A 14,928-nucleotide genomic window follows, 5' to 3' on the forward strand; every position below is an offset into this window, starting at 1 on the left:
ATCCTATTCTCCCTTTGTTATACATTTTAGTCTTATTCGACCATTATAACAAAGTTGCCTATATTTGGGTGAAAATAATGGCAGGCGCATGTTGGTACATTATATGCTAAGGTCGCAAAACAGACCCCATAAATAACCATGTGCCTGTGTCCCGATCTTCAATGGCAAAGAAAAAAGGGCGGTTGATCTTCATCACGACCGGCTGGGCAGGCGGCTCGGCACTTTCCGTTATTCCCACCGCCGTAACCGCTGCGGCCTTTGTCCCTTTTTCACTTACATCCACAATGATTTTGTGCTGGACATGATCGATCCAAAATCCATCACCTTCTTCAGCCATATTGCTAAAATCAGCTTCGCCTGCATCAAATGCCTTGACCATTCCCAGTCCTCTTAGTGCATCCGGAAGTTCGAAGCTCTGTTCCAGCTTGAATTTGGGCAGGTCAAGTCGAACGGTCTCAAACGAGTAATCGTCCTTCCAGACGGACGTATCCTTCCACAGCAGCTGATGCAGCTCATCCATGGAGGAGGACACCTTCGGAAGGATGACCAGCATATGCATACGGCCGTCTCCGTAAGGAATGCGAACAGCCTGCCAGGACTCTCCTTCTTTGTAACTATACTGTCCTTCCCGCTTCATCATCGGAACTTTTTGAATGCTGCCGTCAGCAAGCGTGAATGCTTCATCCACCGTATGCGCAGGGTCAAATTCATCCATCCATCCACCGTTAAAATAAATAGCATTGATCAAGACCGCAACACCGCCTGGTGGATCCTCATAGATGGCAGGAATCATACCGCCGGTTTTATCATATACCCACTTGTTTATCGCCTTCAGCGCATCACCGCTTTTCAGATCCGTCTCCACAACCTCCGCACCATAACCGTCCTTTACGGCTTTCAAATAGGCTTCCTTCAACTTGAGGCCTGGCCGGTGCCAGACGGAGTTGGCCACGTTCAGCTCGACGCCGCCCCCGTTCTCCAGCAATGACCGCAGCTGGCGGTTCCCTTCGTTGATATCAGCCGTCTTCATGCCCTTCCAGCCAAGCATGTCAGACATCTCGGCTGCTGTATCACCGGCTGTGCCATTATAGGCAAGTGCCAAGGCTTGCGTAATGCTGTATGGAGAGATAATTAGATTATCACTCGTATACTCAGGATTATCCGATAACGCCTGGTGCAATCGTAAACCAAAAGCATTTTGCGCGTTCATCATGCCGGTATCTACCTTGCCTAATACCTCTTTGCGTTCATTGACCGACAATTCCTTCGCTTTGGGCTGCTGTGGCGCGCTCCCTTGGGGTTCCCCTTGCTGTAACCCACTATCCTGAGCGCAAGCCGTAAGCCCGAGAAGCAAGCATAGACCTATTAATACCTGCCTTTTTCGCATATCCTTGTCCCCCTTCAATATTATATTCTTTGTCTATCTGCTATTGACGGGACCCATACACCTAATGTTTCATATAAAGGTTCATTTATCCAAATTTAGTTGCAATCCACTTCATCACCGATACAATAAAGAGATGGGATCCTCCATCATTAACCAAGACAGCCAGAACGAAAGGAGCTTCTACATATGCAAAAAATTCGTCTTGAAGGCAATAAAGTTACGCTCCGATCCAGAAAGCCCGATGATACACCGGTTCTATATAATCTGATCTATGGCACGGAAAATCCGGAATGGAAAAAATTCGACGCTCCCTACTTTCCATTAAAGAAGATTTCCTACGAGATTTTTGAAACCCAATGGAACGCGGATTTCGAGACAGATCAATTCCCGGGTGATCTGCTCATTGAAGCTAATGGACAAACGATTGGCATTGTCACCTTCTATTGGGAGCATGAAGCCTCGCGCTGGCTGGAAGCAGGCATCCTGATCTACGATCCGAGCCATTGGAGCGGCGGATATGGTACGGAGGCACTGTCGCTGTGGATTGAATGTTTATTCCAGCATCTCAACATTGCCCGGGTCGGTATTACGACGTGGTCCGGCAATCCGAGAATGATGCGCTGCGCAGAGAAGGTTGGCATGCAGCTTGAAGGCCGCATGCGGAAGTGCCGATATTACGCAGGCGTCTACTACGATTCCATTCGTATGGGCATTCTGCGAGAGGAATGGGAAGCACAAAAGGTAGCTTGTGTAACCGCATCGAATGACCCATCTACAAAAACTTCGGGAGTACATGCTGAATAGGGACACAGCCAGACGATTATCCGCACCTTGGATTAGCATACAAATGAAACGAGCTGTCCCAGGGTCTCCCGGGACAGCTCGTTTTTTTTATAAAGGTATGTTCATAGGCGCTGCAAACTCAAACATGATCATGGCGGATCTGTTTATTCAACGTATCCCATGAATTCCATGTCAACTGGCATTACAATCCCGCCAGCACCTGATACCAGACGCCCCGCCTCGAATAAAGCGTCTCTCGTACCTGATCCCATCCGCCCAGGTACTCAATGTCGAATAACCCCGGCGGGTTAGCAAACTGATGCTTGGTCTGTGCAAGCACCGACTCCTCAACCGGGCGGAAGCCATATTTGACGAATATGTTCTGGGCCTCCGGAGTACGCAGGTAATCCACGAAGGCAGCCGCCACATCCTGGTTGCCGTGCTTATCAGCGAATCGCTCCACAACTGCAGCGGGATTCTCAATCAGCATCGTATGCTCCGGCACAACGATGTCGTACTGGACGCCTTGGGCGATTCGGGCAAGCAGCTCGTTCTCATACGTAACGATAACATCCCCAACCCCATATTCAAACGCCGCCATGGACGCGCGCCCGCTTTTATCCAGCGATTCCACATTGCGGTGCACCGCTTCAAGAAAAGCCTTCGCTTGAGCAGGATCGCGCTTTCCGTTCTCTTCCGATTGCTTCAAGCCTGCGCCATAGATTGCGTTAATGTCCCACTGTGCGCCGCCGGAGGTTTTCGGATTCGGATACAGCACCTTCACGTCTGATCTCGTCAGGTCGTCAAAATCCTGTATCCCTTTTGGATTCCCCTCACGGGTGCCCAGAACAACAATGGAGCGTGTCACCATTCCGCTGTAAGGCTGAGACTTCCATTCCGGGTCCACAAGCCCTGACCTGACCAGCTTGTCTACATCCCCTTCCATGGCGAGCAGCGTAACGTCTGCTTCAAATCCGCCTGTGATGGCACGAGCCTGCGTTCCGGAGGCTTCGTATGATTCCTGAAAGTTAATGATTTCGCCCGTCTGTTCCTTCCATTCCGCCTGAAAAGCGGGAATGATCTCGGACATGGCATCTCTAACGACGCTGTAAGCACCAAGCACCAGCGTTCTCTCACCTGACGGTGATGTCACTTCTTCACCAGCCGGATCGTCACTGGCGCATCCTGCTACGAGAAGACTGAAGAGAAGCGCCATGCCAGCCAGCAGGAATGAGGTGCGTTTTATATTTAAGATCCGCATGAATCCACTTCCCTTCGGAGTATTAAACAATCAGATCATAATCGGCATCGGATCAACCTTCAGACGGTTCTCCTCAATCCAGCTGTGGTCGTCATTGAAAAGATAAGCCCGGTGAACGAGGACACGAACCTCCTGGCCCGGCTGCAGCGTCTCCTTTTCCAGGGAACGGTAGGTGATCAGCTTATGTCCTTTAACCTCCACCTCCACCAGCCATTCACTGCCGCGAAAATGCAGATGACGGACAACGCCCGTCTCGGTTGCCGACAGCACGCTGAAGTCATGCTCGCTCCCAATCTCGATATATTCCGGACGAATAAGTGCGCGCGTTGCATTCTTATTAGCTGCTGCCTCAAATCCCTTCAGCTCGGCAGCACTCGATATGACCGTAGATTCGCCAATGAATGAAGCGACAAACGGAGTTTTCGGTTCCTTATAAATATCCCAGGGCGTACCCTTCTGCTCAACTCTCCCCTGATTAATAATCATAATCTCATCCGCTACTTCAATCGCCTCATCCTGGTCATGGGTCACAAAAATCGACGTAATGCCGACCCGCTCGATCAGCTCGCGAAGCCAGGAACGCAGCTCTTGACGGATTTTTGCATCAATCGCGGCAAACGGTTCGTCCAATAATAGCAGCTGCGGCTCCGGTGCAAGCGCTCTGGCAAAGGCCACACGCTGGCGCTGACCGCCTGATAACTGGTGCGGATAGCGGCTCTCGAAACCTTTTAGCCCGGTCAGCTCCACCAATTCCGTTACCCTGTCTTTAATTTGGGCCTTGGATGCCTTCTTCACCTTCAAGCCAAACGCGATGTTGTCAAATACGGTCATATGCTTAAACAAGGCATAGTTCTGAAATACAAAGCCTATTCCACGCTCTTGGGGCGGCAGATCATTGACCACCTGACCATGAAAGGAAATTTGCCCGGAGTCGGGATTCTCAAGCCCGGCCAGCATGCGCAGAATGGACGTTTTACCACCGCCGCTGGGTCCCAGCAGTCCAATCAGATGTCCCTTCTCAATCTCAAAGCTGACATTCTTTACGGCATGAAACGTACCGAAGTGCTTGTTCAGATCGCGAACTTCCACATGCATATCAATGCACATCCTTTCTTTTTTTGGCCCATTCCATCAGCAGCAGGAGACCAACGGAGAAGGCTGCCAGCACCAATGCGACACCATTGGCAGCAGCCACATTAAAATTCTCTACATCCTGATACACAAGCGTCGTTGCTGTCTGCGTCTTGTTCATGATGTTACCGGACACCACCAGTACGGCGCCGAATTCCCCCAGCGAGCGGGCGACAGTTAGCACCAGACCGTACACCACAGCCCACCGAATGGAGGGCCATGTTACTTTTCGGAACGTTGTCCAGCCATAAGCTCCCAGCGTTGCTGCCGCTTGCTCCTGATCATTCCCGATCTCCTGCAGGACGGGCATGACCTCACGGACCATCAGCGGAAACGTGACGAAGAGCGTAGCAATCACCATGCCTGGAAACGCATATACGACCTTAAACCCGATCCCTTCAAAAAAACCGCCAATGATGCTGTCCGGTCCAAGCAGCAGTACAATCATCAGGCCGCCAATGACCGGCGAAACCGCGTACGGCAAATCGACAATGCTGTTCAGAATGCCTTTGATCTTCCGGCTAAGCCAATTCGCCCGAACCAGATACAACGCCATCATGATGCCAAACAGCGCATTTAACACCGTAACGAATACAACGATAAGACCCGTCATCATAAGAGCATGCAGGGCTTCAGGTCTGAGCAGGCCCTCCGCAAACCCATCCAGCCCTTTATCAAACGCTCCGATTGCAATCCGGGATAAGGGGATGATTAGCAGAATGATAAATACGGCATACGTTAGTCCGATCCACAATCGTCTCAAGCTCGTCTCCCCCTCTGCTGTACGGCATTAATCACCCAGAGGATGAGGAAGGAGAGGGTAAGGAGCAGAACGGATACCGCCGCTGCACCAGCCGGGTTGTCGCTCTCAACCTCGCCAAAAATAAAGACCGAAGCAATCAGCGTCCTTCCGGGAATATTGCCCGCAACCAGCACAACGGCACCAAATTCAGCCAGCGCTCTTGAGAAAGCGAGCATTCCCCCGCTGATGATACCCGGCAGCATCGAGGGAAGAATGACCTTGAAGAAAGCTCTCGTCCTCGAAGCGCCCATCGTATAAGCCGCCTCTTCCTCCAGCGGATCCAGCTCTTCCAGCAGCGGCTGCACCGCCCGGATCACGAACGGAAACGTGACAAACAGCATGGCTATAACGATAGCAGGCTGGTGAAACACGATTTCGAAACCAAGCTTCTCCGCCAGGCCGCCAAGTAAACTCCCCGGTCCCAGCAGCAGCAATATCATCAGTCCCCCTACCGCCGTCGGCAGCGCAAAGGGCAGATCCACCAAACTGTTCAGCAGCGTCCTTCCCGGAAAACGATACCTGACGAGCACCCAAGCAATCATCGTTCCGACAAGCACGTTGATGAACGTAGAGATTATGCCCAGTTTGATTGTAAGCAGCACGGCCTTCCAGGCAATCGGATCCAATATGCTCTCTGTAAAATGGCTCCATCCTGCAGAGAATGACTGCACGTACACCCCAAAGATCGGCAGCACGATCAAGGCAAGAAAATAAAGCAGCACGGTACTTCGAAATCCCCAAGTCCAACCTTTATGACGAATCCATGTGGTCATATCGTATCCCTCCTGCCTCCGGATGGTATTCCGGTCGACTTCTCCACAAACCATCTTTATATTTCCTATTTGTATACTTGGTTTTACTTTACACATACTTTACCAAATGCTGAATCCGATCGTCAATCCATCTTTTGCACTTTATCGGGTAAAATAATAGAAATGGAAAAAATAGAGGAGGTTATTTGCATGCTGTATACCGGTGAACTAAACACGCAAGGGCGTGACGAGATGAGGGATATCACGAGGGAGATCGCTGCTCACGTGAAGCAAAGCGGGGTTCAGCAAGGCACCGTGCTGATCTATTGTCCGCATACCACCGCCGGAATTGCCATTAATGAGAACGCGGACCCCGATGTGAAACGGGACGTGCTGATGTCTTTGGATGAAGTATTTCCATGGAATCATCCCAAATATCGTCATGCGGAGGGAAATACCGCTTCCCACCTTAAATCGATCACCTGCGGTCCTTCGCAGACCGTCATTATTCAGAACGGTCATCTGCTTCTTGGAAGGTGGCAGGGCATTTATTTTTGCGAATTCGATGGACCGAGGCAGCGTCAGTATCACGTGAAAATCATGGAGGGCTGATGCCAAAAAGGGATACAGGCACGGGAAAGACAGTTAAAAAGCACAAAAAGCAGACAGGCACATGCTAGGGGGCGTGGACCTGTCTGTTTTATTTCATTAGATGATTGACGTTTCAACGCTAGGTCGTTGTAATGGGTTGAAGTATCAAGTCACACGTCGTGGCAATAATCAGAAGTTAGACCCTGCTGTACAAACTCCGGCATAACACTTTGACATGGGTAAGAGCGGCTGGTTTGATCTCATCAAAGCCAATTCGGTCCTGAATATAATAGGATATAAATCCATGCAGCGACAAAAACAAGGTCAGCGGAACGGTTCGCCGCTCTTCCTCACTGTAATTCTCATCAAGCAAATACTGACGGACAAGCATAGCAAACATTTCAAAACAGCGTCCCTGCTCAGAGCGACAGTAGGACAGCAGCTCTTCGTCCCGAATCATGAACATGATCTCGTACTGGTAAGGATTATCCAGTCCGAAACGAACAAATTCCAGCATCAGCTGCTCCAGCTTCGATACCCCGTCACAGGGAGGCTTTCCCGATACTTCCAACAGCAAATCATTTAGATCATTAAAGTCCTTCATGACAATGGCGTAGAAAAGCTCCGCCTTTTCCTTAAAATGATAATACAAGGAGCCGTGGCTATAACCCAAATGCTGCCCGATGCTTCGCATCGAAATGGCTCGATATCCTTTGGTTATAAACAAATGCCTCGCTGCTTCCAGTATCCGCTCTCTCGACAACTCGCGTTCTACTGCTCTTCTTGCCATATTATTTTATTCCCCTTCAATAAAATAAAGCCGCTCTCCCTCCGTGATCAAAGACTGCCCCTGTGTCAAATCTACCATCCGAGTCATAAAGCTCTCCGCATCACCATCGAGCGGCAAGCAGGTCAAGGTCACCGTGTCGGCAAAGTTGGTCTCTCCCATACGTACGCCCCGATTTCGAAGCTCGTTCTCCACCTTACCCAGCCAGGTATAATCCAGCTCCACTAAAATCTCCCGGTGAAGAACCCTTGTAATCGGTTCGCCTGATTCTATAGCAGCCACGGCTCCGTCTGTGTAAGCCCGGATCAGTCCGCCTGCGCCAAGCATGATACCGCCAAAATAACGTGTGACAACAATGGCTACATTCTTCCGCCCCTGATTTCGGATCACTTCGAGAATCGGCTTGCCGGCCGTTCCGCTCGGTTCCCCATCATCCGATTGCTTCTGAATCTCATCCCGCTCGCCAATCATATAAGCGGAACAATTGTGCGTAGCATTCCAATGCTTCTTCTTGATTTCTTCAATAAAAGCGACGGCTTCCTCTTCGGATTCGACCGGCATCACATGGCCGATGAATCGCGATTTCTTAATGACAATCTCCTTGGAGCCCGCCTGACGTACCGTTTTGTAACGATCCAGCATGAAACAACAACCACCCCTATATTGCCAAGAAAGCAGTCCACGGCAATAATCTGCCAGCGGACTGCTTCCTTCAGCGTCTTACGTCTAATCCAATGAAAGTGTCAGGTTTATTCGGAAAGTCTAGCTTCCAGTTCGGCCTTCTCTTTCTCATACCCTGGTTTGCCGAGCAGCGCGAACATATTTTTCTTGTACGCCTCTACGCCCGGTTGGTCAAACGGGTTGACACCCAACAGATAGCCGCTGATACCGCAGGCCTTTTCGAAAAAGTATACCAGATATCCGAACGAATAGGGAGTGAAATCTGGAATTGTCACAATCAAATTCGGAACTTGTCCGTCGGTATGGGCCAGCATCGTGCCTTGGAAGGCCTTTTTGTTGACAAAATCCAATGTTTTCCCGGTCAGGAAGTTCAATCCGTCCAGATCGTCCGGATCCGATTCAATCGTAATATGCTCGGATACATTCTCAACCTGAATGACCGTTTCGAAGATGTTGCGGCTGCCTTCCTGGATAAATTGACCCATGGAGTGCAGATCAGTAGAGAAGTCTACGGAAGCAGGATAGATGCCTTTGTAATCCTTGCCTTCGCTCTCGCCGTACAGCTGCTTCCACCATTCCGATACAAAATGCAGAGAGGGCTCGTAGTTTACAAGGATCTCGATGCCCTTGCCTTTACGGTAAAGAGCGTTGCGAACCGCCGCGTATTGGTATGCTTCGTTCTCGGCTACGTTCGGGCTGCTGTATTCCTTGGATGCGTCAGCGGCGCCTTGCATCATCTCTTCAATGTTGATTCCAGCCGTTGCAATCGGAAGAAGACCGACTGCCGTCAGCACGGAATAACGTCCGCCGACATCGTCAGGAATGATAAAGGACTCGTAGCCTTCTTCGGTTGCCAGCTTCTTGAGTGCGCCCTTCTCCTGATCGGTCGTAGCGTAAATGCGTTTGCGAGCTTCTTCCTTGCCGTATTTCTTCTCCAGCTCCGCACGGAAAATACGGAATGCGATAGCCGGCTCCGTGGTTGTACCGGATTTGGAAATGACATTCACCGAGAAGTCCTTGCCTTCTATCAGTTGAAGCAGATGCGTTACATAGGTGGAGCTGATGTTGTTTCCTGCAAAATAAATTTCCGGCGTCTTGCGCTGGTCCTTCGACAGCTCGTTATAGAACGAATGCGACAGCATTTCGATCGCGGCACGCGCTCCCAGGTAGGAACCTCCGATACCGATAACAATCAGAACGTCAGAGTCACTCTGAATTTTGGCAGCCGCTTTCTGGATGCGTGAGAATTCTTCTTTATCGTACTGCGTTGGCAGGTCGATCCAGCCCAGATAATCAGAACCGGCACCTGTACCGTTATGTAGCTGTTCATGGGCTGTGCGGATCGGCTCTGCAAAATAGTCAACTTCGTGCTGATTGACAAAAGTCAGTGCTTTACTGTAATCAAACTTGATTTTTTTAGACATGCCTTAAACCTCCTGTGAATTTAGAAATAGGATACTTTAATTTAATAAAGACCGCAAGTTGCACGGGCTAACCGTCATGTATTCTTCATGCTGGACACCCTTCAATCTCCAATCCCCCACAAACGCTGGCTTCGTTTCCAGAACCCATGCTAAGATAGAGTGGATCAGGAATCCATAATCGAAGGTGATATAGCTATGAAAAAAATCGGATTTATCGGACTGGGCACCATGGGCGCTCCTATGGCCTCCAATCTGCTTAAGCAGGATTACGACGTGACCGTGTATAACCGCACCCATGAAAAATGCCGTCCGCTGGCCGAACAGGGAGCTTCCATCGCGGACACGCCTCGCGAGGCTGCCGAAGGACAGGATCTTGTCATTACGATGGTGAGCAACGACCATTCCATCCGGGAAGTGTTCTATGGAGAGAACGGTCTGCTCGGCTCCCTGACCGGCGGGATGACCGTCATCGACTGCAGCACGATCTCCGAGAGCCTTGTCAAGGAAATCGCATCTGTCGTAACTGGGCTTGGCGCATCCTTCCTGGATGCCCCGGTAACCGGCAGCAAGCCTGCGGCCATTGATGGAACCCTGGTCTTCATGGTCGGCGGCGAAGCAGCTGTGATCGAGGCCCATGCCGACGTGTTTGACACCCTGGGCAAAAAGGTCATTCACATGGGACCAAACGGAAGCGGTGCCGTCGCCAAGCTTGCGCACAATACCATTGTGGGCATTAACAACCTGGCGCTGGCCGAAGGTTTTGCCATCGCTGCAAAATCAGGCATTCCCGCCGACAACTTTCTGGAACTCGTACAGCTCGGATCTGCTGGCAGCAAAGCGGCCGAACTGAAGGGACGCAAAATTATCGACGGCGATTTCAGCAACCAGTTCTCGCTTGCACTCATGCTCAAAGACCTGAAGCTGGCCTCCTCACTAACCGATGGCATCGGCATGCCTTCCCCTATGCTGAATCTGGCCAAGAGCCTGTTTCAAGCCGGTGCCAGCGAAGGCTATGGCGAAGAGGATCTATCCGCTGTCGTGAAATGCTATGAAGCCTGGATCGGCCAAAAAATCGGCGAACAGCCGCAATAACCAGACAGATTATGCCTTGTCATTACTGGCTCCTTCATGCTGGTTCCGGGTCATCCGGACCAGGAGGAAGGGGCCTTTTTTTGAGCTTTTCCACCATTTCCCTCTCCGAAAGAAACTTTTCTGTTATTTCCTCCGTTTACAATGCAAAGGGAGGAATTGCAACATGAAATGGACCATAACATTAAAAGCGATGACAGCCGCTGCCATACTAACCACTGTTCTGTCTCCTGCATTAGCCAGTTCACCAGCTTCTGCAGCAGCCAAACCAGCCGCTGCCATCAACAACGTAACCGCCAGCGGTGAAGTGCTGATCAGGCAGGGCTCCACCTATGTTACCCTCACCGATCTCAAACCTCTGGGTAACTACATCTTGAGATACGACAACAGCAAAAAGCAGGTGACCATCCAAGGCGATAACCGAAAGGTGATCCTAACAGCAGGAAATACCAGCATGGAAGTGGATGGAGTTAAAAAGGCGCTGCCTTCAGCCCCACTGCTGCATAACGGCAAGACCATGATTCCCTTAAGGGCTGTTGCCCAAGCATTTGATGCCAACGTCTACTGGAATGACGCTTTAAAAACAGCTTATATCAATAAGGCAGATCCGGGTATCATCGCCGACTTAAAAAGCACCGATCTGGCCACCGCCCGGAATGCTGCAGCCAAGCTTCCCTATTCATCCGAACTGAAGAAGCCTGAACTGGAGATGCTCCCCGTGGAAATGCAGGGCGTGAATTATTATTTTCCTAAAGGTAAATCCAATTCATTCTTCCTGGTAGACAACGATATCGCCAGCTATTTCGATATCCATGGCGGCGTCAAATACTTAAAATGGCAAGGCAAGCTGGACTATGGCGCTAAAGCATCGGCAAACCAAAACCTGTTCTTCCTGCCTGCACTGAAAGCTGAGATCGGTAATCAGCCGAACACCCAAAATTGGACGATCGCCAAATTCGTATTCCGCTACCCTTCCGGCGTTACCAGCTATCGCCTGCTGGATCGCGGCCAGGAATGGGGCGAAGGATACGTAGAGCTTGACAACCGGGCTCCCGGATATAAAGGCGAGATCGTGACCATCCCGGAGGAATAAGTCCATTATATCAACCGCCGATAAAGGCCTGCGTTGACATCCGGCATTGACAGTAAAGGCTCAGAGCCATCGGCTTGAGCCTTTTTGGCATATTCGCGAATATGAATGCTCCGTCGCCGCTTGTCCTGCTACATGGTCGGATAAGAGCAGCAATAATCGGTGACGGTGCGGATTTCCAGCTTAAAGCTTGAATTGCCCGGCACGTTAAAGGTCGCAGACCCTTGAATCTCTAACCACTCCTGCTCTCCAGGCAGCAGGACACGCAAATCGCCGGACAGGATTTCCATAATTTCAGGACCATCTGTGCCGAATTCATAACTCCCCGGAAGCATGATCCCCAGTGTTACCTTCTCGCCATTCTCCAGCAGCACCGTACGGCTGGTTACCTTCCCCTCATAGTAAACATTGGCTGCTTTCGTGACGGTAGCATTCTTAAATTGTGACATCGACAAACTCTCCTCCTCCAAGATAGGCATGTCTTGATATATGGACGGCACCCGTATGATACGGGTGCCGGAAAATCAATATGGAGTTACATCACGGGTGTTTTGGATGTTTTACAGCAAAGCTTTTACACGGCTGACTACGTTCTCAACGGTAAAGCCGTATTCGGCAATGACGCGGTCGCCAGGAGCGGAAGCGCCAAACGTGTTGATGCCGAGAATATCGCCTTTATCGCCAACATAACGCTCCCAGCCGAACGGATGAGCCATTTCAATGGCAAGACGGGCTTTTACGTCAGGAAGCAGCACGGAATCTTTGTATGCCTGATCCTGGCTGTCGAACAGATCCCAGCTTGGCATGCTGATGACACGAACGGCGATGCCTTCTTCAGCCAATGCCGCTTGCGCTTTAACAGCAAGCTGAACCTCGGAACCCGTTGCAATGATTTGAGCCTGTACGTTGCCATCTTTCGCGTCAGCAACAACATAAGCCCCGCGTTTGATGCCTTCACGTGCATTATCTACTGCGCCTGCAAGGATCGGCAGGTTCTGACGAGTCAGCACCAGCGCAACCGGACGGTCTGTGTTCTCAACCGCATAAGCCCATGCCGCGGAAGTTTCATTGGCATCCGCAGGACGAATCACGGTCAGACCCGGGATAATACGCAGGGAAGCCAATTGTTCGATCGGTTCATGCGTAGGACCGTCTTCACCAACAGCGATACTGTCATGAGTCAGTACATACGTAACCGGCAGTTTCATAATTGCAGCCAGACGAACAGCCGGACGCAGGTAATCGGTAAATACGAAGAACGTACCTCCGAAAATTTTCAGTCCGCCATGAAGCGCAATCCCGTTCATAGCGCCAGCCATTGCAAATTCACGAACGCCATAGTATACATTACGGCCTTCATAGCTGTTTGCTGTGAAAGATGCCAGATCGTTCAGGTGAGTCATGGTGGAGCTTTCCAGGTCAGCCGATCCGCCAAGCAGCTGCGGTACACCTGCCGTCAAACCGTTCAGCGCTTTACCGGAAGCTACACGTGTGGAAACCGCTTTGTCGTCTGCGCTGTATTTCGGAAGGTTTTTGTCCCATCCTGAAGCCAGTTCACCGGATTCACCGCGCTCGAATTGCGCTGCCAGTTCCGGGTAAGCCTCTTTGTATTTCGCGAATTGATCAACCCAAGCTTGATATGCAGCAATGCCGCGTTCTTTCACTTTGCCAAAGTGCTCGCGCACTTCATCAGGTACGTAGAAATCCTCTTCATAAACCCATTCATAAAATTCCTTGGTCAGCTTCGCCTCATCTGCTCCAAGCGGGGAACCGTGCGTACCGCCGTGACCGCCTTTGCCTTGTTTGTTCGGGCTGCCGTAACCGATCACCGTTTTCACTTCGATCAACGTTGGGCGGTTTGTATCAGCTTGTGCTTCCTCAATCGCTTTTTGGATCGCAGGGAGATCATTGCCGTCTTCAACGCGCAGTACTTGCCAGCCATAAGCATCAAAACGCTTCGCTACGTTCTCGGAGAATGCCAGGCTCAGCTCGCCATCAAGGGAGATATCGTTGGAATCGTACAGCATGATCAATTTGCCAAGCTTCAAATGACCTGCCAGAGAAGCTGCCTCGGAAGCAACGCCCTCCATCATGTCGCCGTCGCCGCAAATCGCATAGGTATAATGATCAACTACGTTGAAATCGTCTTTATTGTAAGTCGCACCCAAGTGGGCCTCAGCCATTGCCATACCTACAGCCATCGCCACGCCTTGTCCCAAAGGACCCGTCGTTGCATCGACACCGGCCGTGTGGCCAAATTCCGGATGTCCCGGAGTTTTGCTTCCCCATTGACGGAACTGCTTCAGATCTTCAATGGACAAGTCATAACCGCTCAGGTGGAGCAGACTATAGAGCAGCATGGAGCCATGGCCTGCAGACAAGACAAAACGGTCGCGGTTAATCCACGCCGGCTGGTCCGGGTTATGATTCATCGTCTTCGCGAACAGCTGGTATCCCATAGGCGCAGAGCCCATCGGCATGCCCGGATGACCGGAATTGGCCTTCTCGATCGCGTCGATCGCCAGTGTCCGGATGGTTGCGATAGACAGGTTGTCGATCGTTTGGTTATGTTCAGTTGTCATGATTCGTCCTCCTCAAATCTTTTCCATAGTAAGCTTCAAAAATGAGGCTTCTTCCGTTCCTCCAGCCCCAATTATCAAGGAAACAGAGCAGTTAGGAATGTTGAGAATATCATTTTGACTCTTATTGTATCACCAGACGTGTTTCATTTCCATAACGTAATTGTCATTGTTGTGTAAAAGTCACCCTGTGGCAATTACATCCCCCCAGCATTATTTCCCTTAATAGTCCGGTTATAACCGAATTCAGCCAATGTTAAACGAGATAAATCAAGCTGATCCCATGGAAAAAGTTACGTCATGGATATAAAAAATGCTTCGGTCCAGCGTAATCGACATGCTGGACCGAAGCTTGGTTGTGGCGGCACTTTATCGAGTGCCGCGTTTTTTGGCTTTCAGGAGGCGATCCATAGAGGAGCCTCCTTCCGGTGCCGGCCCGGTATCCTCGGGCCGGTCTTTGCCCTCCCCCTGCGCCTTTGGCGGCGGGGGAGGCGGTGTAGGCGCGCTTCCCTTGCGCGCGCCATCGCGCGCCTCCGGCGGGGCCTTGCGGCCCCCTGCCGGAGCTGCGCCA

Annotated in this window: 15 protein-coding genes; 5 read left to right on the top strand and 10 right to left on the bottom strand. The window is 50.9% G+C overall.

All coding sequences use genetic code 11. The annotated features are described in order from the left end of the window. Positions 1–106 precede the first annotated feature (106 nt). Positions 107–1,387: a serpin family protein gene (locus tag PGL02S_RS18070; RefSeq protein ID WP_036639789.1), complete on the bottom strand. Its 1,281-nt coding sequence runs from the start codon at positions 1,385–1,387 to the stop codon at positions 107–109. Between the two features lie 186 nt (positions 1,388–1,573). On the opposite strand from PGL02S_RS18070, the gene PGL02S_RS18075 reads away from it, so the two are divergent. Next, on the top strand, positions 1,574–2,191 hold the full coding sequence (locus PGL02S_RS18075; RefSeq protein ID WP_036639790.1) for a GNAT family N-acetyltransferase: 618 nt from the start codon (positions 1,574–1,576) through the stop codon (positions 2,189–2,191). A gap of 181 nt (positions 2,192–2,372) precedes the next feature. On the opposite strand, the gene PGL02S_RS18080 is transcribed toward PGL02S_RS18075, so the two are convergent. From PGL02S_RS18080 to cysT, 4 genes are read right to left on the bottom strand one after another with little or no spacing between them, the layout of a single operon-like run. Continuing rightward, entirely contained in the window at positions 2,373–3,431 is a 1,059-nt protein-coding gene (locus PGL02S_RS18080; protein WP_036639792.1) for a sulfate ABC transporter substrate-binding protein, read from the bottom strand. 30 nt (positions 3,432–3,461) lie between these two features. Continuing rightward, complete coding sequence (locus PGL02S_RS18085; protein ID WP_036639794.1) at positions 3,462–4,526, bottom strand: sulfate/molybdate ABC transporter ATP-binding protein; 1,065 nt, start codon at positions 4,524–4,526, stop codon at positions 3,462–3,464. A gap of 1 nt (position 4,527) precedes the next feature. Further along, entirely contained in the window at positions 4,528–5,325 is a 798-nt protein-coding gene (locus tag PGL02S_RS18090) for a sulfate ABC transporter permease subunit (protein ID WP_006212321.1), read from the bottom strand. Further along, positions 5,322–6,137: a sulfate ABC transporter permease subunit CysT gene (cysT, locus tag PGL02S_RS18095; protein WP_036639796.1), complete on the bottom strand. Its 816-nt coding sequence runs from the start codon at positions 6,135–6,137 to the stop codon at positions 5,322–5,324. The genes PGL02S_RS18090 and cysT overlap by 4 nt, the downstream gene beginning before the upstream one ends. Positions 6,138–6,326: 189 nt before the next feature. Between cysT and PGL02S_RS18100 the strand changes: the two genes are divergently transcribed. Next, entirely contained in the window at positions 6,327–6,728 is a 402-nt protein-coding gene (locus PGL02S_RS18100; RefSeq protein WP_006212323.1) for a secondary thiamine-phosphate synthase enzyme YjbQ, read from the top strand. Positions 6,729–6,903: 175 nt separating this feature from the next. Here PGL02S_RS18100 and PGL02S_RS18105 read toward each other — a convergent pair whose 3' ends face one another. The 3 genes from PGL02S_RS18105 to PGL02S_RS18115 all read right to left on the bottom strand — a co-directional run bounded on the left by PGL02S_RS18105 (position 6,904) and on the right by PGL02S_RS18115 (position 9,599). Beyond that, complete coding sequence (locus PGL02S_RS18105) at positions 6,904–7,497, bottom strand: TetR/AcrR family transcriptional regulator (RefSeq protein WP_006212324.1); 594 nt, start codon at positions 7,495–7,497, stop codon at positions 6,904–6,906. 6 nt (positions 7,498–7,503) lie between these two features. Beyond that, positions 7,504–8,136, bottom strand: coding sequence for a YigZ family protein (locus PGL02S_RS18110; RefSeq protein ID WP_036639799.1), 633 nt, complete (start codon positions 8,134–8,136; stop codon positions 7,504–7,506). A gap of 107 nt (positions 8,137–8,243) precedes the next feature. Further along, entirely contained in the window at positions 8,244–9,599 is a 1,356-nt protein-coding gene (locus tag PGL02S_RS18115; RefSeq protein WP_006212326.1) for a glucose-6-phosphate isomerase, read from the bottom strand. A gap of 195 nt (positions 9,600–9,794) precedes the next feature. On the opposite strand from PGL02S_RS18115, the gene PGL02S_RS18120 reads away from it, so the two are divergent. Both PGL02S_RS18120 and PGL02S_RS18125 read left to right on the top strand, forming a co-directional pair. Continuing rightward, the gene (locus PGL02S_RS18120) at positions 9,795–10,691 is read left to right on the top strand and encodes an NAD(P)-dependent oxidoreductase (RefSeq protein WP_036639801.1); all 897 of its coding nucleotides are present in this window, start codon (positions 9,795–9,797) and stop codon (positions 10,689–10,691) included. A gap of 163 nt (positions 10,692–10,854) precedes the next feature. Further along, the gene (locus PGL02S_RS18125; protein ID WP_036639802.1) at positions 10,855–11,781 is read left to right on the top strand and encodes a copper amine oxidase N-terminal domain-containing protein; all 927 of its coding nucleotides are present in this window, start codon (positions 10,855–10,857) and stop codon (positions 11,779–11,781) included. Positions 11,782–11,909: 128 nt separating this feature from the next. Here the strand turns inward: PGL02S_RS18125 and ppnP are convergent, their stop codons facing one another. Together ppnP and tkt are read right to left on the bottom strand one after the other, a co-directional pair. Beyond that, positions 11,910–12,227 carry a pyrimidine/purine nucleoside phosphorylase gene (gene ppnP, locus PGL02S_RS18130; protein WP_006212330.1) on the bottom strand — a complete coding sequence of 106 codons (318 nt, stop codon included), beginning with the start codon at positions 12,225–12,227 and terminating at the stop codon, positions 11,910–11,912. A 111-nt stretch (positions 12,228–12,338) separates the two neighbouring features. Beyond that, positions 12,339–14,360 carry a transketolase gene (tkt, locus tag PGL02S_RS18135; protein WP_036639803.1) on the bottom strand — a complete coding sequence of 674 codons (2,022 nt, stop codon included), beginning with the start codon at positions 14,358–14,360 and terminating at the stop codon, positions 12,339–12,341. 310 nt (positions 14,361–14,670) lie between these two features. On the opposite strand from tkt, the gene PGL02S_RS28250 reads away from it, so the two are divergent. Further along, positions 14,671–14,928: hypothetical protein (locus PGL02S_RS28250; RefSeq protein ID WP_218029249.1), on the top strand; the 258-nt coding region annotated here is incomplete at its 3' end.

Source organism: Paenibacillus glucanolyticus NBRC 15330 (genome assembly GCF_004000885.1).
Classification (GTDB): Bacteria; Bacillota; Bacilli; order Paenibacillales; family Paenibacillaceae; genus Paenibacillus_AQ; species Paenibacillus_AQ glucanolyticus.